The organism is Pseudomonas sp. ATCC PTA-122608, from assembly GCF_001952855.1.
GTDB lineage: Bacteria > Pseudomonadota > Gammaproteobacteria > Pseudomonadales > Pseudomonadaceae > Aquipseudomonas.
On record NZ_LPNO01000007.1, the window covers coordinates 82,741 to 104,780 of the forward strand.

A 22,040-nucleotide genomic window follows, 5' to 3' on the forward strand; every position below is an offset into this window, starting at 1 on the left:
AGCCCAGCGGGAGCAAGCTCCCTCGCCACAGTGGTCCCGCAAAAAAAAGCCCCGAACCAGTCGGGGCTTCTTTCGAGGATGCGGCCTCTGTTACAGCAGGTTAGCGAACACCATCCTGGCGCAGGGCCGCCGGGGTGAAGTCGCTGGTGGTGGCGGTGAAACCGAAGTCATAGGCCTGCTTCTCTTCGTTCTTCATGCCCAGTGCCAGGTAGCGGCCGGACTGCAGGTCGTAGAGGGTTTCGAGGGCGTACCACGGCACTTGCTTGTCGTAGTAGTTCTCGGCATGGGCTTCAGCCACGCGCCACAGTTGGCCACGACCGTCGTAGTGGTCGATCACCGCAGCTTGCCAGGTGTCTTCGTCGATGAAGAAGTCACGCTTGGCGTAGATGTGGCGCTGGCCTTCCTTCAGGGTTGCAACCACATGCCACACACGACGCAGCTCGTAGCGCGCCAGGTCCTGGTTGATGTGGCCGGCCTTGATGATGTCGACATACTTGAGCTTCGGATCGTCGAGTTTGTAGCTGTTTTCGGCGATGTAGAGCTCTTTCTTGCCTTCCAGTTTCCAGTCGTAGCGGTCTGGCGCACCGTTGAACATGTCGAGGTTGTCGGAAGTACGCAGGCCGTCGGCGGCGGTACCCGGACCGTCATACGACACTTGCGGTGCCCGGCGCACACGGCGCTGGCCGGCGTTGTAGACCCACGCCGAACGCGGTTCCTTCACCTGGTCGAGGGTTTCGTGCACCAGCAGCACACCACCGGCCAGACGTGCCGGCGCGGTCACTTGCTGCTTGAAGTAGAACAGGATGTTGCCCGGGTTTTTCGGGTCGTAGTCCTTCATCTTGTCGCGGAACACGAACTGGTCGCGGAAGTACACCAGGCTGAACGAGCCGTTGGTTTGCGGCGTAGCCTGGGTCACCAGGCGGGTCACGCTGCCACCACGATAGCGGGTGATGTGGTTCCAGATGACTTCCACGCCGCTTTTCGGAATCGGGAACGGTACGGCGGTTTCGAAGTTTTCCAGGCCGTTGCCGCCAGACACCAGGTTGGTGCTGGTGGCGTTTTTCTTGATGGCGGCGAACACATCAGCCGGCACCGTGGCGCCGCGATGGGTCGGGTAGACCGGCATCTTGAAGGTGTCCGGGTAGCGCTTGAACATCGCGTACTGCCCCGGCGCCAGCTTGTCCTTGTACTGCTCGACGTTCTGCGCGGTGATGGTGAATTGCGGTTGTTCGCTGGCGTACGGGTTGGCCAGGAAGCCACGGGCATCCACGGCGCCGGCATTGGTTGGCAGTGGCGACCATTTAGGGATGGTGCCGGCCGCGTTGCCGGCCATTTCAGCGCCCATCGGGGTCAGGGTCGTGCCGAGCTTGGCGGCTTCATCGGCCGAGACAGCGGCCATGACGCTACCCGCCATGATCGACAGCCCCAGCACACCCACCTGCAACAGATTTTTAGTTATTTTCATGTTCTGGTTCTTCCTGAAAACATACTGCTTAAAGAGAGTGTGCTTAGAAGTTCACGCCAGCGCTCAAGGCGATGAAGTCACGGTCATCCACCGTGGTGAATTTGCCGCCAAAGAAGTTGGTGTAGTTGAGGCTGACGGTGTAGGTGTTCTGGTACTCGGCATCGACACCCAGGCTGACGGCCTTGCGACCCTCTTCGAAGTTGCCGCCAGGACCTGGCGAGTAGCCTTTGACGTCATGGGACCACGCCACGTTGGGCTTGAGGTTTACACCGGCGAAGACATCCGGGTATTCCCAGATGGCACGAGCGCGATAGCCCCAGGAGGTGGCCGTGGTGTAGCCATCGTTGTTGCAGTTGGTGTTCAGGCCAGCGGCATTCGGCAGACCGGCGCCGTTGGCCGTCGAGTTGTTAAGGGCGTTACAGAACCCGCCTGGCAGCGTGCCAGGACCGAAGACCGGATCACGGCCATAACGCGCCTCGGATTTGCTTTCCAGGCCACCGACGTGGGTCACGCCAATTTCACCGACCGTGGTCAAACGGCTGGCGCCCATGACCTGATCAAAGAAGTGCGTAAAGGTGGTCTGGAACTGCGTAACTTCCTTGCGGTTATAGCCATGCAAGTCCTGGCCGGGGCTGCCCTTGAGCACCGAGGCATTCCCGAAGCCCGGGATCGGCGTAACACCCGCATAGAGAATGTCGGTGGTGCTGAGCTGGACTGGCGCGTTTGGCCGATAGCTCAACTCACCGCTCCAGGCGGTACCGGTAGGCAGCGTGGTGGAGAAGCTCAAGCCGTACAGGCGGATGTCTTCAGGGTACTCAATGAAGTAGTTGGAACTGCCCGCAACAATCAGCGGCCGCAGCGCACCCAGCGGCCCAAGAGGCCGGGTATAGGCCGATGCTGGCGCACCTTGGGCGCTGAAGATCGGCGCACGGCTGTGGTAGTTCATGAAGTAGGCGCCGAACTCGGTATCCAGCGGCTCGAAGTTGTAGTGCATCGCCACGCCGAACTGGCCGCTGTCGCGGGCGTCACGGTCCGGCCCACGGCGCACCAGCACACCTTCGTTGTTCACATCCACGCCCAGGGCGTTGAGGGTAGGCAGTGCCGCGCCTGGAATGGTCGAGCGCTTGTTCAGCACCCGCAGGTTGTTGCTGCAACCGTCGGAAACCACGTCCGGCTGCGAGAAGAACGTGCCGCAGTTGTCGGTTACCGTCTGGTCCCATTCCAACTGGTAGAACGCTTCTGCCGACAAGTTATCGGTCAGCGTCTGCGACACATAGAACATGTTGACCGGGATCAGGCCTTCCTTGATCTCGGCCCCGGGACGACGGAATGCGGACACGTCGATCGGGTTGATGGAGTTGATCCCCCCACCGATGAACGTACTCTCACCCCAGCTCACCACCTGCTTGCCGAACCGCACGTTACCGGGCTGATCGGCAATGGTGTAGTTGTGATAGATGAACGCATCGAGAATCTGCCCGCCAGAGGACTTGGCGCCCTCTTTGCGGTTGTTGTTGCTGACATTCTTGAAGTCCAGGTCTTCGTTTTGCAGCGCGAAGTCATACCAGTACTTGCCCCGGACAAACACGCCGGTGTCGCCGTATTTCAACTCAAGGTCATGGATACCCTTGAAGATCTTCGAGAAGGAATCACCTTTGTCGAAGTTCAGGTGACCGTCATCAGAGGTTTGCGACAACCCCCTGCCGCCGTTGTTGGCACCGATCAGGTCTTTGTTGCGACCCGCCGTCGACCAACTGGCCCCGACCGACAGGGACGAATCAAAGCTGCCTTCGATTTCACCGATGTTGAAACTGACGCCGAATGCAGGCCCGGCGAGCGTAGAGGCGAGGCTGACGGCCAAAGGCAGTTTTGCCCGGCGCCAGAACTGGTTTGCTGAGATCATCGACGCTACTCCATGTGCATTATTGTTATGGCAGTGAGTCGTTTCCAAGAGCTTGTAACGGCCGGAATACAACGATTCCAATGCCGGGCGAACACATGAACCCGCCGGGTTCACAGCACCGCACCTTGAAAAACTCTGGGATGAACTATAGCCAGCAGGGGGTACCGCTTGATCCCTCTAAAGTGTGATTTGCATCACCAACCCGTCTGCCACAGTCCTTTTCGCCATGCTGACGAAGGTCAGCGACGGAAGGATGGCTGAAAATTGGCAAATCACAAGTGAAGGCTCGGAATAGAGCGCCGCCGTGCCCGCGAGGGCACGGCAAGCAGTGTCAGAGGGTAGAGAGGAAGGTGCTGTTGTTCGCTTGCCATTCGATGATGTCGATACGGATACGTTTTTTGTCGAGCTTGCCGACGCTGGTCTTGGGAATTTCCGTAACAACGGCGATCTGGCTTGGAATCGCCCACTTGCTCAAGTGGCCCAATTCCACAAATGGCTTGAGATGTTCCTTGAGCTCCTTGGCCCCTATCACATGGCCATCACGCACCACCAGCAACGCAAACGGGCGCTCGCCCCACTGCGGGTCGGCAATCCCCACCACCGCTACTTCGCGTACCGCCGGGTGACGGCTGACCAGGTCTTCCAACGCCAGGGACGAGATCCACTCGCCGCCAGTCTTGATCACATCCTTGATGCGGTCGCGAATATCGATCACGCCAAACGCGTCGAGGGTGGCCACATCACCTGTGTGCATCCAGCCGCCGGCCCAGAGCTCCGCGCCCTTTTCCGGCTCGTTGAAGTAGCCTTCGCTGAGCCACGGTGCGCGCAGTACCAATTCGCCTTGGGATTCACCGTCGGCGGGCAGGAAGTTGCCGTCGCCATCGATGATCGCCGCTTCCACCAAAGGCCCGGGCACGCCGGCCTTGATGCGATAGGTGGTGCGTTCGTCTTCGGTACCGGCCATCAATTCTTCATTGAGGTGTGCGCAGGACACCAGCGGCCCGGTCTCGGACATGCCGTACGCTGCCGTCAGTTGAATCCCACGGGCCTTGGATGCTTCATACAGCGAACGATTGAGCGCGCTGCCGCCGATGACGATTTTCCAGCCGCTGAAATCCACGCCCTGGCCAGCCTTGGCGTTGAGCACCATTTGCAGGATGGTCGGCACGCAATGGGAGAACGTGACCTTCTCTTTGCGCCACAGCTCCACCAGGTATTCGGGGTCGTAGCGGCCAGGATAAACCTGCTTCAGGCCGAGCATGGTCGCCACATAGGGCAAGCCCCAGGCGTGCACATGGAACATCGGGGTGATCGGCATGTAGACGTCGTTGGTGCCCAGCAGGCGCACGCTGTCGACGCTGCCCATGATGGTCGCCACGCCCATGGTGTGCAGCACCAGTTGGCGATGAGTGAAATACACGCCTTTGGGATTGCCGGTGGTGCCGGTGGTGTAGAAGGTGGTGGCGACGGAGTTTTCGTCGAAATCCTGGAAGTCGTACCGCGGGCTTGCTGCTGCCAATGACGTTTCGTACTCACCCACGAGGTTGGGCAGCTCGGCGGTTTTGTCCGCGCCGTCGGTGAGCAACAGCGTTTTGTCGACGGTGGTGAGGTGGCCGGCGATGGCCTGGTAGAGCCCCACAAACTCGCTGTTGACCAGCACAAAGCGGTCCTCGGCGTGGTTCATGGTGTACAGAATCTGTTCCGGCGAGAGGCGCACGTTGATGGTGTGGATGACTGCGCCAATCATCGGGATGGCAAACATGCATTCCAGGTAGCGGTGGCTGTCCCAGTCCATCACGGCCACGGTGTCACCGGCCTTGACCCCAGCCTCGGTCAGCACATTGGCCAGGCGGGCGACGCGCTCGATCAGAGTCGGATAGGTATAACGCAACTGGTCGCGGTAGACGATTTCCCGGGTTTTTTCGTAGCGTGTCCCGGACATCAACAGGCGTTTGATCAACAGCGGGTATTGGTAGGCGCCTTCGGCGGGCGGGATAACACGAGTCTGCAACATACGAATCCCTTATCTGACTGCACGGTCTTGGCTGAAACATCTGCACTGTAGAGCGCTTATGTTTCAGCCAAATCAGCCAAAGGAATGATTTGCAGAACCCAATGAATGCTAGCTTTGCGCCAGCATCCGGCTTATTTCATGCTGGTAAACGCCAGCTTCACACCGATGGCAATCAGCACCGCGCCCATCGTCCGATCAAACCAATGCCCCATGCGTGCAAAGCCGGCACGCACACGCTGCTGGCTGAACAGCATGGCCACCAGGCAAAACCAGATCGCGGTGGCCACAGCCAGGTAAACCCCGTAACCGGCCTGGACCGCCAGCGGTGTGTGGGGATTGATCACCACGGTGAACAGCGACAGGAAGAACAGCGTGGCCTTGGGGTTCAAGCCATTGGTGACGAAACCCGAGGTGAACGCGCCACGGGCGGTGCGCTCGCCGACTTCCAGGTGCAGGTCTTCTTCACTGGCAGGCTTGGCCGGCTGGGCGCGCAGGGCCTTGAAGCCGATGTACAGCAGGTAGGCCGCCGCCGCCCATTTCAATGCGTTGAACAGCACAATGGACTGGGACACGATCAAGCCGATGCCCAGCAGCGAATACCCCACGTGCAGGAAAATCGCCGACCCGACGCCCAACGCCGTCCAGGTGCCGGCGCGCCGGCCATGGGTCACGCTTTCACGTACCACCACGGCGAAGTCCGGGCCAGGGCTGGCCACCGCCAACAGGTGAATCAGTGCCACGGTCAAGAACTCGGTGAGGTACATGCACACTCCAGGAAGTAACTGATTATTTCATCTGATAGGCTCGGCAGATTACGCCTTCGAACCTCGCCGCAAAAGGTACAGTTGATAATGAACAATCGCCGCGCCGTCTTCCTTGATCACCCTTCCCTGGACCTCGGGGACCTGGACCTCAGCGGGTTGCGGGCACTCTTCAGCGAACTGAGCCTGCACCAGCAGACCACACCCGAAAACATTATCGAACGCCTGCAAGGCGCGCAGGTGGCCATCAGCAACAAGATCGCGCTGAATGCCGAGACCCTGGCGGCCTGCCCCGAGCTGAAGCTGATCCTGGTCACCGCCACCGGCACCAACAACGTCGACCTCGCCGCCGCCCGCGCCCACGGCGTTACCGTGAGCAATTGCCAGGGTTACGGCACGCCGTCGGTGGCGCAGCATACGATCATGCTGTTGCTCAATCTGGCGACGCGCTTGAACGACTATCAGCGGGATGTGCAAGCGGGGCTCTGGCAGAAAGCCAAGCAGTTCTGCCTGCTGGACCATCCGATCGTCGAGCTGGAAGGCAAAACCCTCGGCCTGCTGGGCCATGGTGAGTTGGGCGGCGCCGTTGCGCGCCTGGCTGAAGCCTTCGGTATGCGCGTGATCCTGGGTGCGATTCCAGGCCGCCCGGCCCGCGCCGATCGCGTGCCGCTGGACGAACTGCTGGCGCAGGTCGACGCGCTGACCCTGCACTGCCCGCTCAACGAGCACACCCGTGACTTTATCGGTGCCCGCGAACTCGCCTTGCTCAAGCCCGGCGCCTTCATCGTCAACACGGCCCGCGGTGGTCTGATCAATGAACAAGCCTTGGCCGATGCCCTGCGCAGCGGTCATCTGGGCGGCGCGGCGACCGATGTGTTGAGCGTGGAACCCCCGGTCAACGGCAACCCGTTGCTGGCCGGCGACATCCCGCGCTTGATCGTCACGCCCCACAACGCCTGGGGCAGCCGCGAAGCCCGGCAGCGGATCGTCGGCCAATTGATCGAAAACGCTCAGGGCTTTTTCAGCGGCGCCCCGCTGCGCGTCGTCAGTTGATAAACTGCGCCCCTTTTCAAGGAGCAGACCATGGATCCGCGCAGTGAAGTACTGCTTCGCCAGGCCGAACTTTTTCAAGGCGACGTGCTGCTGGTGGGCTTGCCCGCCGACGACCTGCTGGGCCGCCTGCCCAACGCCCATGGCTGGAGCTGGCACGCCGGCGACCAGGCCGCGCTGGACGCGCGTTTTGCCGAGCGCAGCCAGTTCGGCGTGAACGTGCCCGAGCGCTCGTTCGACACGGCGGTGGTGTTCCTGCCCAAATCCAAGGACCTCACCGACTACCTGCTCAATGCCGTGGCGGCGCGTTTGCCCGGCAAAGAGTTGTACCTGGTCGGGGAAAAGAAAGGCGGTATCGAAAGTGCGGCCAAGCAACTGAACCCGTTCGGCAAACCGCGCAAGCTCGACAATGCGCGGCACTGCCAGTTGTGGCTGGTCACGGTGGCCAACGCCCCCGAACCGGTTGAGCTGGAAAGCCTGGCGCAGGTGTTCGAAGTGCCGCTGGCTGAAGGGCCGCTCAAGGTGGTGAGCCTGCCGGGCGTATTCAGTCACGGTCGCCTGGACCGCGGCACTGCGCTGCTGCTGGAACATCTGGACAAGTTGCCAAGCGGTCACTTGCTGGATTTCGGTTGTGGGGCTGGCGTGCTTGGGGCTGCAGTCAAACGTCGCTATCCGCATAACACGGTGACGATGCTCGACGTGGATGCCTTTGCTGCCGCCAGCAGTCGCCTCACCTTGGCGGCCAACGGCCTGGAAGCCGAGGTGTTGACCGGTGATGGCATCGACGCAGCACCGATGAATCTGAACACGATTTTGAGCAACCCGCCGTTCCATGTCGGGGTGCACACCGATTATTTCGCCACCGAGAACTTGCTGCGAAAAGCGGCCAAACATCTGGCAAAAGGCGGCGAACTGCGACTGGTAGCGAATAGCTTCCTGAAGTATCAGCCGCTGATCGAAGAGCATCTTGGGGTGTGCGCAATCAAGGCAGAAGGCCAGGGTTTTCGCATTTACCGTGCCAAGCGCGGCTGAAATCTTTTTCCAAAAGAAGGCTTGCCGAATGGATTTTGCCTAGGCAGAATCCGCTCCGTCCTAGGGGAGTAGTCTCCCACGAGCGCCACGCTCGTCCGGCATACGTCAACATACTTGGTCAACAGGCCATGGCGTATGCGACCCAGGAGTCCGCACAGACGGACCGGGGTTTGACAAGACCTATGACACGAACACCTTACCCGGGGCGGGAAGGCTGTACGTGTCATAGCCGTGTCGACCCGCCCCTGGAACTTACCTGATGCTGGATTCCCTGCTTGTCCCTACCGCAATCGTTGCCTTGGCCGAAATTGGCGACAAGACGCAACTGCTCGCGCTCATTCTCGCTGCACGCTTTCGCAAACCCTGGCCGATCATCGCCGGCATCGTCGCCGCGACCCTGGCCAACCATGCGGCCGCCGGTGCCGTGGGGGCCTGGTTCGGGAGTTTCTTCTCGGATGCGGTGTTGCACTGGATCCTCGCGGCGAGCTTCTGTGCCACCGCGCTCTGGACCCTGGTGCCCGACAAGCTCGACGATGACGAAGCCAGTACTTCCCGCAAGTTCGGGCCATTCCTGACCACGCTGATCGCGTTCTTCCTCGCGGAAATCGGCGACAAGACCCAGATCGCTACCGTGATGCTCGCGGCGCAATACCCGGAACTGTGGCTGGTGATTATCGGCACGACCCTGGGCATGTTGATTGCCAACGTACCGGTGGTGCTGGCGGGGAATTTCGCGGCGGACAAATTGCCGCTGACGCTGATTCGTCGACTGGCGGCTACGGCGTTTTTCATCCTGGCCATTGTCGCGGTGTACAAGGCCATGCAGAGCAGTGGCTGGATCTAGGTAAGCCAGGTCATTCCCACACACGGTGTGGGAATGATCATTCTCAGGATTTTTTGGCCTGCTGATACAACGGCATCACCTTCGGAATCGCCGCCTGCAACGAGGCGATCCGGCTGTCGGAGGCCGGGTGAGTGCTCATGAACTCAGGTGGCGAGCCTTCCGAGGCCTTGGCCATTTTGTTCCACAGGGTAATTGCCGCGTTCGGGTTGTAACCGGCACGCGCCGACAACTCCAGGCCAATCAGGTCCGCTTCGTTTTCGTTGCTGCGGCTGTTGGGCAAGGTCATGCCGTAGTTGGCCACGGTATCGGCCAGCGCCAGGCTGTCCTGACCCAGGCCGAACAAGGCACCGGCTCCCTGCTTCGCCATTTCGATACCGTAAGCCTTGGACATGGCTTCTCGGCCGTGTTCACGCAAGGCGTGGGCAATTTCATGACCCATCACGGCGGCGAGTTCGTCGTCGGTCAGTTTGAGATTGTCGATCAACGCGCTGTAGACAAAGATCTTGCCGCCAGGCCCGCAGTTGGCGTTCATCTCGTCACTTTTGATCAGGTTCACTTCCCACTTCCACTGCGCCGCATCCGGGCGGAAGGTGGGCGCCTGGGCGATCAAGCGGTTGGCTATTGCCTGCACGCGCTTGGCGTTGGCACTGGTCTTGTCCACCAGCCCTTTGCCACTGGCTTCACCCAGGGTCTGCTGGTACGACTGCGCATACATCTGGTCGACTTCCTGGCTCGACAACATACTGAACATGTACTGCTTGCGCTCAACGCCCACGGCGCCGCCGCTGGTGGTGTTGACCGACTGACAACCCGCGAGCAATACCGCCGCGCCCAACGCACATACCGCTACCGTCTTTTTCATCAACCTGCTCCCTGGAAACATGGCGCGTATCGTAGTCGGCCAATTGTATCGGCGCCAGATACAACAGACGTGTAGCGGCCAGATTTCAGACATATCCCACATTGACGTCCTCGAGGCTAACCCGGAGTCAGGCACTCCGGCCCATTCAGCTTCGGATCGTTGACCATATTGGCCAGCACCCGCTCGCGCAACGCAGTGGGTTCACTGGCCAACAAAGCCTGCAAGGTGTGCAACGGTGTCTCGGGGTTCAACCAGGCGGCCTGCCCCGCCGCATCCAGAATGAGCGGCCGGCGCTGACTCTGCGCAGCCTGGGTCACTACCGCCGTGCTCAGCCACACCTGCTCCTGCACCGGATACGCTTCCCAGATTGCCGCAAAAAACAGCGTGCTGCCCTCCCCCGGCGTCAGCCAGTACGGGCGCTTGCGCTGGGTGCCGCGCCATTCGTAGAAACCATTGGCCGGCAACAGGCAGCGGCGCTGGCGAAAGGCTTCGCGAAACATCGGTTGCTCTGCCAGGGTTTCCGCGCGGGCATGAGCCGGGGTGCGCGAGAGATCGGTCAGCCAGGGCGGCGTCAGGCCCCAGCGCGCCCGAGCCAGGGTGTGCTGGCCGTCGCTGAGGCGCTGGATCAGCACCGAATCATTCGGAGAAATGTTCCACTGGGCCTGCTGGTCGGCCGGAAAGCCCGGCAAGGCAGCAAACGAGGGGTTCCAGCGAAACAGGGCATAACGTCCACACATGGGGCAACACGACTCTTGGAGAAACTGGCCGACAGCCTAACAGACCAACACGTCGGGAAAGCTGTCGGGTTCATCGCCGGGCACCGGTTGCGCGCCGTTGTAGGCAGTGATCAGCTCACGGGCGTAGGCCGCCTGGTCATTCTCCACTGCCAGGGCCAGCAGGCCATAGATCGGTAATTCGCCGGTGCCACCGAGCAAATCGCGCCCCACCAGGTGCGCGGTGACGCCCTCGCTTTCGAGCATGCCTTGCAGCAGCTCACCTTCCATCAGGTTTTCCGGCTCGTAGATTCGCTGCATGGGCGTACCTTTTATTTATTCGTTCTCGCTGCGTACGTTGAGCATCCATTCGCCGTCATGAACCTGCAGCTCGAAAACAATAGGCCGGCAGCACACCGGGCAATCCTCTATATATTCCTGATCGCCCGCCGACAGGTCCAGTAGCGCGGTGACTACCTCTCCACAATAAGGACATTCGTACGACTCTTCTTCCATCGCGGTCTCCAAGGTGACTTGTGCGTATAATCGCCGGTCTATTTACAGGGCTATTTTTCGTCCCGGCCAATTGCCCGGACCACGCCCTGATATTTATTGTTCCAAACCTTTACTTACCCTAGCCGTTTCTAACAAGAGAGCATGATGGGCGAATTCGATACCATCCGACCTTACAACGACAGCGAAGTCCCGGCAGTGCTGGCCCGACTGTTCAGTGACAAGGCCTTTCTGGACATCCTGACCCACTTTCGCTTCCCGCGCTTTGCCGGCGCCTTCGGCTGGCTGCTCAAGCCGATGATCGCCCATAAACTGCGCCGTGAGTTTGCCGGCGTCACCACCGTGGCCACGCTACAGGACAAAGTCGAGTTTTACGTCGACCACACCATCGAGCGGGCGACCGACGGGGTGACCTACACCGGCGTCGAGCAGTTCAAGTCCGGCAGCGCCTACCTGTTCCTGGCCAACCACCGCGACATCGTGATGGACCCGGCCTTCGTCAACTACGCCGTGTACCACGCCGGCCTGCCCACGCCACGGATCGCCATCGGTGACAACCTGCTGCAAAAGCCGTTTGTCAGCGACTTGATGCGCCTGAACAAGAGTTTCATCGTGCACCGCTCGATCACCGGGCGCAAAGAGAAGATGGCGGCTTATCAGTTGCTGTCGGCGTACATCAACCATTCGATTCGCAATGACTGCCAGTCGATCTGGATCGCCCAGGCCGAAGGCCGCGCCAAGGATGGGGATGATCGCACCGAATCGGCGATCCTCAAGATGTTCCACATGAGCCGCAAGGACGAGCCGTTCGCCGAAGTCATCCAGTCACTGAACCTGACGCCGGTGTCCATCAGCTACGAATACGACCCGTGCGACGCAGCCAAGGCCCGCGAGCTGTACATCCGCGCCACCACCGGCACCTACAGCAAGGCGCCGGGGGAAGATGACGTGAGCATTGCGCTGGGCATCACCGGTTACAAGGGCCGGGTGCACGTCAACTTCGCGCCGCCGTTCACCGAGGCGTTCGAAGACACCAAACTGCTGGCGATCGAGATGGACCGGCAGATTCTGGGCGGTTATCGGTTGTTCCCGGTGCACTACCTGGCGTACGCCCAATGGAGCGATGCCGACCCCCAATTGCAGGTGCCGACCGCAGCCGAGGTGTTCCCTGCGGATGAGTTGGCCAAGGCGAAAGCCGAGTGGGAACGGCGCTTGAATGCATGCCCGGTAGAGCATCGGCCGTATCTGGTGCTGCAATACGCGACGCCGGTGAGGAATCAATACCGGGTCAAGGCCGGGATTGCCCTGTAACCCGGTACCAGCAACAGCGCAAACCTAATGTGGGAGCGGGCTTGCTCGCGAATGCAGAGTGTCAGTCAATACATCTGGTGACTGATACACCGCATTCGCGAGCAAGCCCGCTCCCACATTTGTTTTCAGGGTGTTCTTACAATCGGGTACTGAGCAAGGAAACCAGCAACGCCAGCCCCAGACAGACAAAACCCAGCCGGTAGAACAGGCGATGGGTACGTTGCGTCAGCACATCAAGAAACAACATCGGTTGATCAATGGCCCGCAGTTCGCTTTGTGCGGCAAGCCTGGCCATCGCGCGCTGTTCGCGCAGGCGTGTGACAAACAACAACCAAGCCGCCGGGCAGGCGAGCAACAGGGCAAGGGAATTGAGCAGTAGTGCGGTCAGCGACATCGCAAACCTCGATGTATCAGTGTCCAGGTATCAATCCAGATACAAACCTGAATGATATGCGCCGCCTGCGCGTCATTACTCCTTCCCCATTGACGGCTAATGTATCCAGTAATTTACAGCGTCACCTGAACGTCACCTTAACAAGCCACTCTGTTGCCCTTCGAAAGCCCGGGAGCTTGTCATGTTGCACGCGCAGAATCAGGATCGGCTGTATCTGATTTCCCCAAGTGATGAGCAAGAGGCGCTGGTGGGCGGCCTCGCGTTCAATGTGCAGGACCGCCACTGGCTGGTGTACTGCGCCCTCGGCGGGCATCAGCATGCCGACCTGCCGGAGCTGGATTTGCTGACGGGAGTGAGTGTGCTGGACTTTTATGTCGAAACGGCTGCATGAAAACTGCAGGCGAAAAAAAACCGGGCTCATCGCTGAGCCCGGTGATCGTTCCCACGCGCCGCAAAGGAATGCCGACTGGGGCGCTCCGCGCCCGCCTGACAGTTATTGCGAGCTAAGCAGCGAACCGATGCTCGGATCCTTGAACAGACGCGTCAGGGCATCGCTCAACACATCGCTGACCAGCTTGGTGTTGGTCTCCTGGTTCGGCGCCATGCCGAAGCGCTGGTCCAGGGATGCGCCGTAACGGCCGCTGTAGCGACGGGTGCCGGCGGTCACGTCGGACTTGAAGGTCGCGCCGATGGTGGCTTCAGTCACGTACAGGCCTTCCTTGGGCGACTGATACTTCAGCTCGGCCAGGGTGATGGTCAGTTGCGGAGCACCGGGCGAGTTGGACGGGGTGAAGCCCAGCAGGCGCACAGCCGCTTCGGCCTGGGCTTGCAACTTGGGCAGCACGTCGGCACCGGTCACCGTGATGGCGCTGGTTTCCGGGTACAGGCCGCCACGGGTGCCGAGGGTCGGCGACGGACGCCCATCAACCACACGCACCGACACCGGCTGGCCATGGCCCACAGGCGCCAGTTGGGTGGTGATTTTCGGTTGCGGGCTGAGTTGTTGCGGGCTGTGGGCGCAGCCAACCAGGGTCAAACTGGTCACAGTGATCAAACCGAACAACAGGCGTTGCAACATACTCATTTCTCCAGGACTAGATGCAAACAGGGCGCCAGTATAACGGTGAGCGCTCGCCACTCACCACAAATCCTGAACGGCGCCTGAACTGTCGGCGAAATTACAATTTTCACACAGAACCGTCACCACGTTGTCATGCCAGACTGCCAACCTTCGCAGCATGTAACGAACCGGGTACACACCATGCGCCTTCTCAAATCATTGTTCTTTTCCCACACCAGCCATCGTCACTTTGCCCTGCTCGATGCCCAGGGCTGCTGCCAGGCCTTCAAGCAATGCAGCCTGCCGCCCGTCGGTGACGGCTGGGTCGAAGTCGAAGAGACTCGCCTGAGCTGGATGCACCGCCCGCTGCCGGCCAGCGCCCGGATCAACCCACGGGTTTCGCAGCCACAGCAACGGCATGTGTTGGCCTCCTGACCAGACTGCTAATAAAAGTCATTAAACACGCCCATTTGCGCGCATTTCTTCGCTACAATCTCCCCCCGATTATAAGGACGTCTCCTGATCGGGCCTCGCAGCATCGCTAATGCTCCTGTATTAGCTCCCCGCACCGCCCACAGAGAGCCGCCCACACAGATCGAGTGAAGCTGGCGAGCTTGCTGTTTTCTCTGCAAACCATCGTCTTTACCCGAATCTGCCAGAGCTGCCATGCGCTCGGCCACTTGAGTTGTTTGCCCGTTTTGCCGCTTGCCGGCAGTGATTTCGGGCCAGGTGCCAGGCTGGGGCAGCCCTTTTTTGAGGTTCACGTCTTCAAAAGAGCGTGAAAAAAACGGGTTTTCACAACTTCACAAGAGTGTGGCGAGCAAATGAATAGTTTTGCGTTTGTACAAGCACCATCAGCGTCTGGAACAGCCCCACCACACAGGACCGAGTACTCCTCAAGAACCGGAGCTTGAAGCCTGTCCGCTACGGATTTGGTTGCACGATCGGACGAGCTTGACCATAAGTCGAATTGCCACAGGCGCCCTTAAATGCGTTCATACGCAGATCAGGCCCGGTCGGCAGCGTCCGCTTGCGATAAATTGCGAAGAATCGGACATGGCGATCCTGGCCATGGGTAACCTGGGGCATCACGTGAACCGCCCCGTCACTCCTGGCAGCCATGCCGTCAATTTGGTGCTGCAGATTTTGGAGACGCGTTAAATGGCGCATAACGAAGCAGTCGACGTAGTACTGGTAGGTGCGGGCATCATGAGTGCCACCCTCGCCGTACTGCTCAAAGAGCTCGACCCCGGCCTCAAGCTGGAAGTCGTTGAGCTGATGGATTCGGGTGCCGCGGAAAGTTCCAACCCGTGGAACAACGCCGGTACCGGCCACGCCGGGCTGTGTGAGCTGAACTACACACCGCAGGCAGCTGACGGCTCCATCGACATCAAGAAAGCCGTGCACATCAACACCCAATTCGAGGTGTCGAAGCAGTTCTGGGCCTACTTGACCAAGAAAGGCACCTTCGGCTCGTCCAAGTCCTTTATCAGCCCCGTGCCGCACCTGAGCTTCGTGCAGGGCGAGAAAGGCGTGTCGTTCCTCAAGAAGCGCTTTGAAACCCTCAGCCAGCACCACGCGTTCTCGGACATGCATTACACCGAAGATCGCAGCGAGATGGCCGAGTGGATGCCGCTGATGATGCCCGGTCGCCCGCTGGACGAAAAAATCGCTGCCACCCGCGTGATGAACGGCACCGACGTCAACTTCGGCGCCCTGACCAACCAGTTGCTCTCGCACCTGACCAGCGCACCGGATGCCCAGGTCAAGTACAGCAAGCGCGTCACCGGCCTCAAGCGCAACGGCGCCGGCTGGACCGTGAGCATCAAGGACGTCAACAGCGGCAACTCCCGTGATGTCGACGCCAAGTTCGTGTTCCTTGGCGCCGGTGGCGCGGCCCTGCCGCTGCTGCAGGCTTCGGGTATCGAAGAAAGCAAAGGTTTCGGCGGCTTCCCGGTCAGCGGCCAGTGGCTGCGTTGCGACAACCCGGAAGTGGTCAAGCACCACCAGGCCAAGGTCTACAGCCAGGCGGCCGTGGGTTCGCCACCGATGTCGGTGCCGCACCTCGACACCCGCGTGGTGGATGGCAAGAAGTCCCTGCTGTTCGGGCCATACGCCGGCTTCACCACCAAGTTCCTCAAACACGGTTCGTTCCTTGATCTGCCGATGTCGATTCGTGCCGGCAACATCGGCCCGATGCTGGCCGTGGCCCGGGACAACATGGACCTGACCAAGTACCTGGTCAGCGAAGTGCGCCAATCCATGGAGCAGCGCCTGGAATCCCTGCGCCGCTTCTATCCTGAAGCGAAAGCCGAAGACTGGCGCCTGGAAGTGGCCGGCCAACGGGTGCAGATCATCAAGAAAGACCCGAAGAAAGGCGGCGTGCTGCAATTCGGTACCGAACTGGTTGCGGCCAAGGACGGTTCGTTGGCGGCTCTGTTGGGTGCTTCTCCGGGTGCGTCTGTGACGGTGTCGATCATGCTGGAACTGATCGAACGCTGCTTCCCGGAAAAAACCGCCGGTGAGTGGGCGACCAAGCTGCACGAGATCTTCCCGGCTCGGGAAACGGTCCTGGAGACCGATGCCGAGCTGTATCGCAAGATCAACACGCAGAACAACATCAGCCTGGAACTGGTTGACGCAGGAGCGAGCTTGCTCGCGAAAAACGTTAACGATGACGCAGCGCGCCTGGTTTAACGCGGCGTTCTCAGGTTCTTCGCGAGCAAGCTCGCTCCTACAGTAATAAGCAAAAACGCCCCGATCTCACGATGAGACCGGGGCGTTTTTTTTCGTCCGCAACAATCAGCCGCGGGCTTGTTCGATCAGCTCGATGTACTCGGCGGCGTTGCGCTGGTCCTTGATCACTTCAACGAAGGTCTGGCCGTGCTCGTCCTTGCCGTCGAGGTCCAGGCCGGCTTCCTTGAAAAAGCCCAGGAAGCGCTCGAAGTCGTCGATACGCAGGCCACGGTAGGCCTTGATCAGTTTGTGCAGGGACGGCGAAGTGGCGTCTACCGGCTCGAAATCCAGGAACAGCTTGATTTGCTCGTCGCCGATTTCATCACCAATCAGCTGTTTCTTATCTTTACGCATTACCGACTCCAGCCTGCAGACATTTACACGGGAAAAGCAGTTTACCTGCGGCACAGCGGCTTCGAAAGCTACACGGACCAATGTGGGAGCTGGCTTGCCTGCGATAGCGGTAGGTCAGTTGACCCCTTTATCACTGACACATAGCTATCGCAGGCAAGCCAGCTCCCACATTGAGTGTATTTACACGGCCGAATCCGCGTCGGCTTGATTATTTGGCGCGCACGGCGCCGGTGTGCAAATCAGCCCAGATATGGCCGTTGGCGTAACTGAGGAACTGCACATACACCGTGTCGTTGCGCAACAAATCGACGATGACCCGATACTGGGTCATCGGGTACGACAAGGTCAGGGTTTTGCTTTTATCGTCGAACACCGGTTTTTTCAGGCTTTTGCTTTCAGCATCGAAATTGAGGATCACCTGGGCGATGGTCGCGCCCTTGTTCAGGGACTTGCCCTTGAGGCGGATCATCAACGGCGAGGTCACCGGGATCGGCTGCTGGGTGGATTGGCGCTGATTACCCACCACCACCGAATACTCGGTGACTTGCAGCAATTGCTGCTGATCCGGGGTTTCGGCGCGCAGGGTCAGGTCGTCAGGCGGCAGGAACTGGCTGTGCAACGGCGCCGGTGCGGCCGCCAGGGGCAAACTGAGGGTCAGCGCCAGGGCGGCGCAACTGCGGATCAAAAAGCGCATGGGCCGCTCCGTGGAAGATGGCCCAGCACTTTAGCTCAATCGAACTGGGCAAGCATCCAGCGCTGATACTCAGCCACTTCAGCATCGCCTTCACGGGGAGCCCAACTCGCCAGCTCACCCTCGCCCACCGGTCGATACGGTCCGGCTTTGCACTCGAACATCAAGGTATCGGGCTCCAACACCACCAGTCCGTGAAACACACCGGGTGGCAAATCGACGCCTTGGCACTCACCGCCCGCCTGCATCACGCGTTTGGTCAACACCTCGCCGGTCTCGCTGAAAATCAACAGGCCCAGGCGGCCCTTCAGCACCAGTAAGGTTTCTGCCTTATCGGCACTCAAATGACGATGAGGCGGCACATAGGTGTTGGGCTGCATCCCGACGGCCATGCGATGGCACGGCTCTTCCATCTGATGAAAGTTGTGGTGATGCCGGCCACGAGGGCTGTCAGCCGCTTTCTCGGCCAACTCCGCAAACAGCGTTTGATCAAGAAAGCTGGCCATTGATTACATCCCCTTAACGGCGTAGATCCCGTTGGCATTACGCCAGTAGCCTTTGTAGTCCATGCCGTAACCGAAAATGTAGCGGTCGATGCACGGCAGGCCCACATAATCGGCCTTGAGGTCCGGACGGGCCTTGCGGTCGTGGTTCTTGTCGATCAGCACAGCGGTGTGCACTTTGCGCGCGCCGGCGTGTTTGCAGAAGTCGATGATCGCGCCCAGGGTGTGCCCTTCGTCGAGGATGTCGTCGATGATCAACACATCGCGGTCGATGAACGAGACTTCCGGCTTGGCTTTCCAGAACAGGTCGCCGCCGCTGGTTTCATTGCGATAGCGGGTGGCGTGCAGGTAGGACGCTTCCAGCGGGAATTGCAGGTGAGTGAGCAATTTACCGGCGAAAATCAGGCCACCGTTCATCACGCAAAAGACCACCGGGTTAGTGTCGGCCATTTCGCGGGAGATGTGCGCGCCGACCTTGGCGATGGCCTCTTCGACTTGCGCTTCGGTGTACAGGCAGTCAGCCTCGCGCATGATTTGACGGATATGCTCGAGATCAGCGGACATGGCGCTCTCCAAGGGGTGCTGTGGCAAGAAAAGCGGGCAAAGGTACGCATGTGAGGCGCAACGTTCAAGCCTTAATGGACTAACGTACTAGATGTCTATAGGACAACACCCTCGGATAGATTAATCTAGGCCGGTTTTTTTGCCCGCCGCCGGAGCCTTTCCCCATGCCCATCCGTGAGATCCGCCACCCGCTGATCCGACATAAACTCGGCCTTATGCGCCGCGCCGACATTAGCACGAAGAACTTCCGTGAGCTTGCTCAGGAAGTCGGAGCGCTGCTCACCTACGAGGCGACCAAAGATCTGCCCCTGGAAAACTACTTGATCGACGGTTGGTGCGGTCCCGTCCAGGTCGAGAAAATCGCCGGCAAGAAGATTACCGTGGTGCCGATCCTGCGCGCCGGTATCGGCATGCTTGAAGGCGTGCTCAGCCTGATCCCGGGCGCCAAGGTCAGCGCCGTGGGCGTGGCCCGCAATGAAGAAACACTGCAGGCCCACACTTATCTGGAAAAACTGGTACCGGAAATCGACGAGCGCCTGGCGATGATCATCGACCCGATGCTCGCCACCGGCAGCTCCATGGTTGCCACCATCGACCTGCTGAAAAAAGCCGGCTGCAAGGACATCCGCGCCATGGTGCTGGTAGCCGCTCCCGAAGGCATCGCCGCCGTCGAGAAAGCCCACCCGGACGTGTTGATCTACACCGCGTCCATCGATGAACGCCTGAACGAACACGGCTACATCATCCCGGGCCTGGGCGATGCCGGCGACAAGATCTTCGGTACCAAGCAGAAGGACGCGTGACCATGCAGGATGAATTCAACGACCCGCTTTGGCGCCAGATTCTGTCTGGCGCACAGATGCTCTTCGTAGCATTTGGTGCGCTGGTGTTGATGCCGCTGATCACCGGTCTCGATCCAAACGTCGCCCTGTTTACCGCAGGCTTGGGCACCTTGTTGTTCCAAGTGGTCACCGGGCGCCAAGTCCCGGTGTTCCTGGCGTCGAGCTTTGCCTTTATCACCCCGATCATCCTCGCCAAGCAGCAGTTCGGCCTGGCGGCGACCATGGGTGGGGTGATGGCGGCCGGTTTCGTTTATACCTTCCTCGGCGCTGCGGTGAAGATCAAAGGCACTGGTTTCATCGACCGGCTGCTGCCGCCAGTGGTGATCGGCCCGGTGATTATCTCCATCGGCCTGGCCATGGCGCCGATTGCCGCCAACATGGCAATGGGTAAAGGTGGCGACGGTGCCGAGCTGATCCCTTACAAAACGGCCATGCTGATCTCGATGCCGGCGCTGCTGACGACGTTGATCGTGGCGGTATTCGGCAAAGGCATTTTCCGCCTGGTGCCGATCATCTCCGGCGTGTTGGTGGGTTTCGCCATGGCGTTCTACTTCGGCGTGGTGGATACCGCGAAGATCGCCGCTGCACCGTGGTTCGCCCTGCCCCACTTCACTGCACCAGAGTTCAACTGGCAGGCGATCCTGTTTATCGTCCCGGTGGCCCTGGCCCCGGCGATCGAACACATCGGCGGTGTGATTGCCGTGGGCAGCGTGACCGGTCGCGACTACCTGAAGAAGCCTGGCCTGCACCGCACGCTACTGGGTGACGGCATCGCCACCACCGCTGCCGGCCTGTTCGGCGGCCCGCCCAACACGACCTACGCGGAAGTGACGGGCGCCGTGATGCTGACCAAGAACTACAACCCGAAAATCATGACCTGGGCGGCGGTGTTTGCCATCAGCCTGGCGTTTATCGGCAAGTTCGGCGCGCTGCTGCAGAGCATTCCAATCCCGGTGATGGGCGGCATTCTGTGCCTGCTGTTCGGCTCGATTGCCGCGGTGGGGATGAACACGCTGATCCGCCACAAGATCGACCTTGGCGAAGCGCGCAATCTGGTGATTGTGTCGGTAACCCTGGTGTTCGGGATTGGCGGTGTGCTGGTAGGTACCGGCACTGGCCCGAATGACTTTGGCCTGAAGGGCATCGCCCTGTGTGCGGTGGTAGCGATTGCCTTGAATCTGCTGCTGCCGGGCAATGATGGCTGGAAGAACAAGAAGCCGGATGAGCCGCTGATCTAACTGCCAACGCAAAACCAATGTGGGAGCGGGCTTGCTCGCGAAAAACCTGAGGGCGCCGCGTTTATTCTGAATAAACGCGTCATCGTTAACGTTCTTCGCGAGCAAGCTCGCTCCTACAGTGGAGCCTTACGGCCCCGTTAGAGCTCGCCCAACGCATCAATCAGCGCCTGGTTCTGCTCCGGCGTGCCGATGCTGATCCGCAGGAACTGGGCAATCCGCTCCTGCTTGAAGTGCCGCACAATCACCCCTTGCTCCCGCACTTTGGCTGCCAGTCCGGCGGCGTCATGCCGTGGGTGACGGGCAAAGATGAAGTTGGCCGCCGACGGCAACACTTCAAACCCTTTGGCCTGCAACTGCCCCACCAGCTTTTCACGGCTGTCGATCACCAGTTGGCAGGTGTTCTGGAAGTGTTCACGGTCTTCAAACGCAGCCGCCGCACCGACAATCGCCAGACGGTCCAGCGGGTAGGAGTTGAAGCTGTTCTTGACCCGCTCCAGCGCCTCGATCAGGTCCGGATGGCCCACGGCCAGGCCTACCCGCAAACCGGCCAGTGAGCGCGATTTAGAAAGGGTTTGGGTCACCAGCAGGTTCGGGTAACGGTCCACCAGGCTGATGGCGGTTTCGCCGCCGAAGTCGATATAGGCTTCATCGACCACCACCACCGAGTCCGGGCTGGCCTTGAGGATTTGCTCCACGGCATCCAGCGCCATCACGCAGCCGGTCGGCGCGTTCGGGTTCGGGAAGATGATCCCGCCGTTGGGCCTGGCGTAGTCCGACACGCGGATCTGGAACTGTTCATCCAGCGGCACTGCATCGAACGCAATGCGGTAAAGGCCGCAGTACACCGGGTAGAAGCTGTAGCTGATGTCCGGGAACAACAGCGGCAAGTCGTGCTGGAACAAACCGTGGAAGATGTGCGCCAGGACTTCATCGGAACCGTTGCCGAGGAACACCTTGCCCGCGTCGATCCCGTAATACTTCGCCACCGCCTGCTTGAGCAGGTCGCTGTTGGGGTCCGGGTACAAACGCAGGTTGTCGTTCAGCTCGGCCTGCATGGCAGCCAGCGCCTTGGGCGATGGACCGTAGGGGTTCTCATTGGTGTTGAGTTTCACCAGCTTAGTCAGCTTCGGTTGCTCACCGGGCACGTAAGGCACGAGATCCTTGACGAGCGGGCTCCAGAATTTGCTCAT

At 60.1% G+C, this 22,040-nt stretch carries 25 protein-coding genes and 1 riboswitch; of the genes, 9 read left to right on the forward strand and 16 right to left on the reverse strand.

Annotated elements, in window-relative coordinates:
- Positions 1-100: 100 nt before the first annotated feature.
- From AU074_RS08840 to AU074_RS08855, 4 genes are all read right to left on the reverse strand, one after another.
- Positions 101-1,465, reverse strand: a complete 1,365-nt coding sequence (locus AU074_RS08840; RefSeq protein WP_008434250.1) for a DUF1329 domain-containing protein — start codon at positions 1,463-1,465, stop codon at positions 101-103.
- Between the two features lie 43 nt (positions 1,466-1,508).
- Positions 1,509-3,368, reverse strand: a complete 1,860-nt coding sequence (locus AU074_RS08845; protein ID WP_076014404.1) for a DUF1302 domain-containing protein — start codon at positions 3,366-3,368, stop codon at positions 1,509-1,511.
- 331 nt (positions 3,369-3,699) lie between these two features.
- Positions 3,700-5,382, reverse strand: coding sequence for a fatty acid--CoA ligase (locus AU074_RS08850; RefSeq protein WP_076014405.1), 1,683 nt, complete (start codon positions 5,380-5,382; stop codon positions 3,700-3,702).
- 131 nt (positions 5,383-5,513) lie between these two features.
- Complete coding sequence (locus tag AU074_RS08855) at positions 5,514-6,146, reverse strand: LysE family translocator (RefSeq protein WP_076014406.1); 633 nt, start codon at positions 6,144-6,146, stop codon at positions 5,514-5,516.
- Positions 6,147-6,233: 87 nt separating this feature from the next.
- Here AU074_RS08855 and AU074_RS08860 point away from each other — a divergent pair, with 87 nt between their 5' ends.
- From AU074_RS08860 to AU074_RS08870, 3 genes are all read left to right on the forward strand, one after another.
- Positions 6,234-7,196 (forward strand): 2-hydroxyacid dehydrogenase, encoded by a 963-nt coding sequence (locus tag AU074_RS08860; RefSeq protein WP_371916615.1) that lies wholly within the window; start codon positions 6,234-6,236, stop codon positions 7,194-7,196.
- A gap of 30 nt (positions 7,197-7,226) precedes the next feature.
- Entirely contained in the window at positions 7,227-8,225 is a 999-nt protein-coding gene (locus AU074_RS08865) for a class I SAM-dependent methyltransferase (RefSeq protein ID WP_063027185.1), read from the forward strand.
- Positions 8,226-8,276: 51 nt separating this feature from the next.
- Positions 8,277-8,396, forward strand: a riboswitch (yybP-ykoY riboswitch).
- 88 nt (positions 8,397-8,484) lie between these two features.
- Positions 8,485-9,069, forward strand: a complete 585-nt coding sequence (locus tag AU074_RS08870) for a TMEM165/GDT1 family protein (protein WP_003216166.1) — start codon at positions 8,485-8,487, stop codon at positions 9,067-9,069.
- 43 nt (positions 9,070-9,112) lie between these two features.
- Here the strand turns inward: AU074_RS08870 and AU074_RS08875 are convergent, their stop codons facing one another.
- From AU074_RS08875 to AU074_RS08890, 4 genes are all read right to left on the reverse strand, one after another.
- Positions 9,113-9,931, reverse strand: a complete 819-nt coding sequence (locus AU074_RS08875; protein WP_076014407.1) for a M48 family metallopeptidase — start codon at positions 9,929-9,931, stop codon at positions 9,113-9,115.
- Between the two features lie 116 nt (positions 9,932-10,047).
- Complete coding sequence (locus AU074_RS08880; protein WP_076014408.1) at positions 10,048-10,668, reverse strand: SOS response-associated peptidase; 621 nt, start codon at positions 10,666-10,668, stop codon at positions 10,048-10,050.
- A 36-nt stretch (positions 10,669-10,704) separates the two neighbouring features.
- Positions 10,705-10,965, reverse strand: coding sequence for a putative signal transducing protein (locus AU074_RS08885; RefSeq protein WP_076014409.1), 261 nt, complete (start codon positions 10,963-10,965; stop codon positions 10,705-10,707).
- A gap of 15 nt (positions 10,966-10,980) precedes the next feature.
- Positions 10,981-11,160: a CPXCG motif-containing cysteine-rich protein gene (locus AU074_RS08890; RefSeq protein ID WP_003216161.1), complete on the reverse strand. Its 180-nt coding sequence runs from the start codon at positions 11,158-11,160 to the stop codon at positions 10,981-10,983.
- 144 nt (positions 11,161-11,304) lie between these two features.
- On the opposite strand from AU074_RS08890, the gene AU074_RS08895 reads away from it, so the two are divergent.
- The gene (locus tag AU074_RS08895; protein WP_173860369.1) at positions 11,305-12,468 is read left to right on the forward strand and encodes a 1-acyl-sn-glycerol-3-phosphate acyltransferase; all 1,164 of its coding nucleotides are present in this window, start codon (positions 11,305-11,307) and stop codon (positions 12,466-12,468) included.
- 136 nt (positions 12,469-12,604) lie between these two features.
- Here AU074_RS08895 and AU074_RS08900 read toward each other — a convergent pair whose 3' ends face one another.
- Positions 12,605-12,862 carry a hypothetical protein gene (locus tag AU074_RS08900; RefSeq protein ID WP_076014411.1) on the reverse strand — a complete coding sequence of 86 codons (258 nt, stop codon included), beginning with the start codon at positions 12,860-12,862 and terminating at the stop codon, positions 12,605-12,607.
- A 181-nt stretch (positions 12,863-13,043) separates the two neighbouring features.
- Between AU074_RS08900 and AU074_RS08905 the strand changes: the two genes are divergently transcribed.
- Positions 13,044-13,253, forward strand: a complete 210-nt coding sequence (locus AU074_RS08905; RefSeq protein WP_076014412.1) for a hypothetical protein — start codon at positions 13,044-13,046, stop codon at positions 13,251-13,253.
- A gap of 102 nt (positions 13,254-13,355) precedes the next feature.
- Here the strand turns inward: AU074_RS08905 and AU074_RS08910 are convergent, their stop codons facing one another.
- Positions 13,356-13,940, reverse strand: a complete 585-nt coding sequence (locus AU074_RS08910) for a YajG family lipoprotein (protein WP_003216157.1) — start codon at positions 13,938-13,940, stop codon at positions 13,356-13,358.
- 183 nt (positions 13,941-14,123) lie between these two features.
- Here AU074_RS08910 and AU074_RS08915 point away from each other — a divergent pair, with 183 nt between their 5' ends.
- A complete protein-coding gene (locus AU074_RS08915; protein WP_076014413.1) occupies positions 14,124-14,357 on the forward strand; it encodes a hypothetical protein in 234 nt (77 codons plus the stop codon).
- Positions 14,358-14,365: 8 nt separating this feature from the next.
- Here AU074_RS08915 and AU074_RS33105 read toward each other — a convergent pair whose 3' ends face one another.
- Positions 14,366-14,686, reverse strand: coding sequence for a hypothetical protein (locus AU074_RS33105; protein WP_143503552.1), 321 nt, complete (start codon positions 14,684-14,686; stop codon positions 14,366-14,368).
- Between the two features lie 397 nt (positions 14,687-15,083).
- Between AU074_RS33105 and mqo the strand changes: the two genes are divergently transcribed.
- Positions 15,084-16,619, forward strand: a complete 1,536-nt coding sequence (gene mqo, locus AU074_RS08920) for a malate dehydrogenase (quinone) (protein WP_076014414.1) — start codon at positions 15,084-15,086, stop codon at positions 16,617-16,619.
- 105 nt (positions 16,620-16,724) lie between these two features.
- On the opposite strand, the gene AU074_RS08925 is transcribed toward mqo, so the two are convergent.
- The 4 genes from AU074_RS08925 to AU074_RS08940 all read right to left on the reverse strand — a co-directional run bounded on the left by AU074_RS08925 (position 16,725) and on the right by AU074_RS08940 (position 18,770).
- Positions 16,725-17,012, reverse strand: coding sequence for a PA4642 family protein (locus AU074_RS08925; RefSeq protein WP_076014415.1), 288 nt, complete (start codon positions 17,010-17,012; stop codon positions 16,725-16,727).
- 208 nt (positions 17,013-17,220) lie between these two features.
- A complete protein-coding gene (locus tag AU074_RS08930; protein ID WP_076014416.1) occupies positions 17,221-17,706 on the reverse strand; it encodes a hypothetical protein in 486 nt (161 codons plus the stop codon).
- A gap of 35 nt (positions 17,707-17,741) precedes the next feature.
- Positions 17,742-18,209 carry a WbuC family cupin fold metalloprotein gene (locus tag AU074_RS08935; RefSeq protein WP_076014417.1) on the reverse strand — a complete coding sequence of 156 codons (468 nt, stop codon included), beginning with the start codon at positions 18,207-18,209 and terminating at the stop codon, positions 17,742-17,744.
- A gap of 3 nt (positions 18,210-18,212) precedes the next feature.
- Entirely contained in the window at positions 18,213-18,770 is a 558-nt protein-coding gene (locus AU074_RS08940; protein WP_076014418.1) for a hypoxanthine-guanine phosphoribosyltransferase, read from the reverse strand.
- A 164-nt stretch (positions 18,771-18,934) separates the two neighbouring features.
- Here AU074_RS08940 and upp point away from each other — a divergent pair, with 164 nt between their 5' ends.
- Both upp and AU074_RS08950 read left to right on the forward strand, forming a co-directional pair.
- Complete coding sequence (upp, locus tag AU074_RS08945; RefSeq protein WP_076014419.1) at positions 18,935-19,573, forward strand: uracil phosphoribosyltransferase; 639 nt, start codon at positions 18,935-18,937, stop codon at positions 19,571-19,573.
- Between the two features lie 2 nt (positions 19,574-19,575).
- Positions 19,576-20,850: a uracil-xanthine permease family protein gene (locus AU074_RS08950; protein WP_076014420.1), complete on the forward strand. Its 1,275-nt coding sequence runs from the start codon at positions 19,576-19,578 to the stop codon at positions 20,848-20,850.
- Between the two features lie 137 nt (positions 20,851-20,987).
- Here AU074_RS08950 and hisC read toward each other — a convergent pair whose 3' ends face one another.
- Positions 20,988-22,040 carry a histidinol-phosphate transaminase gene (gene hisC, locus AU074_RS08955; protein ID WP_076014421.1) on the reverse strand — a complete coding sequence of 351 codons (1,053 nt, stop codon included), beginning with the start codon at positions 22,038-22,040 and terminating at the stop codon, positions 20,988-20,990.

What these genes read in the sequence shown, in the direction of transcription:
- AU074_RS08840 (WP_008434250.1), bottom strand. Translation starts at nt 1,465, where the DNA reads ATGAAAATAACTAAAAATCTGTTGCAGGTGGGTGTGCTGGGGCTGTCG.
- AU074_RS08845 (WP_076014404.1), bottom strand. Translation starts at nt 3,368, where the DNA reads ATGATCTCAGCAAACCAGTTCTGGCGCCGGGCAAAACTGCCTTTGGCC.
- AU074_RS08850 (WP_076014405.1), bottom strand. Translation starts at nt 5,382, where the DNA reads ATGTTGCAGACTCGTGTTATCCCGCCCGCCGAAGGCGCCTACCAATAC.
- AU074_RS08855 (WP_076014406.1), bottom strand. Translation starts at nt 6,146, where the DNA reads ATGTACCTCACCGAGTTCTTGACCGTGGCACTGATTCACCTGTTGGCG.
- AU074_RS08860 (WP_371916615.1), top strand. Translation starts at nt 6,234, where the DNA reads ATGAACAATCGCCGCGCCGTCTTCCTTGATCACCCTTCCCTGGACCTC.
- AU074_RS08865 (WP_063027185.1), top strand. Translation starts at nt 7,227, where the DNA reads ATGGATCCGCGCAGTGAAGTACTGCTTCGCCAGGCCGAACTTTTTCAA.
- AU074_RS08870 (WP_003216166.1), top strand. Translation starts at nt 8,485, where the DNA reads ATGCTGGATTCCCTGCTTGTCCCTACCGCAATCGTTGCCTTGGCCGAA.
- AU074_RS08875 (WP_076014407.1), bottom strand. Translation starts at nt 9,931, where the DNA reads ATGAAAAAGACGGTAGCGGTATGTGCGTTGGGCGCGGCGGTATTGCTC.
- AU074_RS08880 (WP_076014408.1), bottom strand. Translation starts at nt 10,668, where the DNA reads ATGTGTGGACGTTATGCCCTGTTTCGCTGGAACCCCTCGTTTGCTGCC.
- AU074_RS08885 (WP_076014409.1), bottom strand. Translation starts at nt 10,965, where the DNA reads ATGCAGCGAATCTACGAGCCGGAAAACCTGATGGAAGGTGAGCTGCTG.
- AU074_RS08890 (WP_003216161.1), bottom strand. Translation starts at nt 11,160, where the DNA reads ATGGAAGAAGAGTCGTACGAATGTCCTTATTGTGGAGAGGTAGTCACC.
- AU074_RS08895 (WP_173860369.1), top strand. Translation starts at nt 11,305, where the DNA reads ATGGGCGAATTCGATACCATCCGACCTTACAACGACAGCGAAGTCCCG.
- AU074_RS08900 (WP_076014411.1), bottom strand. Translation starts at nt 12,862, where the DNA reads ATGTCGCTGACCGCACTACTGCTCAATTCCCTTGCCCTGTTGCTCGCC.
- AU074_RS08905 (WP_076014412.1), top strand. Translation starts at nt 13,044, where the DNA reads ATGTTGCACGCGCAGAATCAGGATCGGCTGTATCTGATTTCCCCAAGT.
- AU074_RS08910 (WP_003216157.1), bottom strand. Translation starts at nt 13,940, where the DNA reads ATGTTGCAACGCCTGTTGTTCGGTTTGATCACTGTGACCAGTTTGACC.
- AU074_RS08915 (WP_076014413.1), top strand. Translation starts at nt 14,124, where the DNA reads ATGCGCCTTCTCAAATCATTGTTCTTTTCCCACACCAGCCATCGTCAC.
- mqo (WP_076014414.1), top strand. Translation starts at nt 15,084, where the DNA reads ATGGCGCATAACGAAGCAGTCGACGTAGTACTGGTAGGTGCGGGCATC.
- AU074_RS08925 (WP_076014415.1), bottom strand. Translation starts at nt 17,012, where the DNA reads ATGCGTAAAGATAAGAAACAGCTGATTGGTGATGAAATCGGCGACGAG.
- AU074_RS08930 (WP_076014416.1), bottom strand. Translation starts at nt 17,706, where the DNA reads ATGCGCTTTTTGATCCGCAGTTGCGCCGCCCTGGCGCTGACCCTCAGT.
- AU074_RS08935 (WP_076014417.1), bottom strand. Translation starts at nt 18,209, where the DNA reads ATGGCCAGCTTTCTTGATCAAACGCTGTTTGCGGAGTTGGCCGAGAAA.
- AU074_RS08940 (WP_076014418.1), bottom strand. Translation starts at nt 18,770, where the DNA reads ATGTCCGCTGATCTCGAGCATATCCGTCAAATCATGCGCGAGGCTGAC.
- upp (WP_076014419.1), top strand. Translation starts at nt 18,935, where the DNA reads ATGCCCATCCGTGAGATCCGCCACCCGCTGATCCGACATAAACTCGGC.
- AU074_RS08950 (WP_076014420.1), top strand. Translation starts at nt 19,576, where the DNA reads ATGCAGGATGAATTCAACGACCCGCTTTGGCGCCAGATTCTGTCTGGC.
- hisC (WP_076014421.1), bottom strand. Translation starts at nt 22,040, where the DNA reads ATGAGCAAATTCTGGAGCCCGCTCGTCAAGGATCTCGTGCCTTACGTG.